The following is a 1016-nucleotide window of genomic DNA, read 5'->3' on the forward strand; positions in this document are numbered from 1 at the left end:
CGGCGAGGGTTACGACACGTCAGGCACCGTGCGTCCCGCAGAGGGGCAGCACACGGTGGACCCGCACGACGCGAAACTGCACGAAGCGGTGCTGCCGTTCGCGCTGTGCAACGACGCCCGCCTCACCCCGGACGGCATCATCGGAGACCCCACCGAGGCCGCCCTGCTCGTGCTCACCGCCAAAGCGGGTCTCCACGCCGAACTGAGCACCCGCACACCCCGTACCGGTGAGATCCCCTTCGATCCGGCCGCCAAGTACATGGCCACCTTCCACACCGACGCAGACGGCCACATCCGCGTCCACGCCAAAGGAGGCGTCGACGTCCTCCTGGACCGCTGCACCCACGTCCTGACCGAACACGGAGCCGCGCCCCTCGACGCAGAGCGGCGCCGTGAGGTCACCAACACCGCCCAGCGGATGGCCGGCCAGGGTCTGCGTGTCCTCGGGGCGGCCACCGCCACCACCCACGAAACGCACCCGCGAGAGGCGGCAGGGCTGACCCTGACCGCGATCGCCGGGATCGCCGATCCGCCCCGCCCCCAGGCCCGTGATGCCGTCGCCCTCGCCCAGGCCGCCGGTGTCAGCGTCAAAATGGTCACCGGGGACCATGCCGACACCGCCGCAGCCATCGCCCGCGAACTCGGCATCACCGGCGAGGTCGTCTCCGGTACCGAACTGGCCCGGATGAGCGAACAGGATCTCGCGGACCGCATCGAGGACGTCGGCGTCTTCGCCCGCGTCGCCCCCGAACACAAGGTGACCATCGTCCGCGCGCTCTCCAAGAAGGGCCACATCGTGGCCATGACCGGAGACGGCGTCAACGACGCCGCAGCCCTGCGCGCCGCCCACATCGGCGTCGCCATGGGCATCACCGGCACCGACGTGGCCAAAGAAGCCGCCGACATGGTCCTCACCGACGACGACTTCTCCACCATCGTCCGCGCCGTCCGCGAAGGCCGTTCCATCTACGACAACATCGTCACCTTCGTCCGCTTCCAGCTGTCCACCAACATCG

The 1016-nt window shown here is 69.7% G+C and carries 1 protein-coding gene; it reads left to right on the forward strand.

The features are described 5' to 3' along the window. Positions 1-28: 28 nt before the first annotated feature. Positions 29-1016 (forward strand): HAD-IC family P-type ATPase (locus tag RB628_RS40850; RefSeq protein WP_318325700.1); only part of this gene is annotated, 988 nt, incomplete at its 3' end.

This window comes from Streptomyces sp. ADMS (genome assembly GCF_033441795.1).
Taxonomy (GTDB): domain Bacteria; phylum Actinomycetota; class Actinomycetes; order Streptomycetales; family Streptomycetaceae; genus Streptomyces.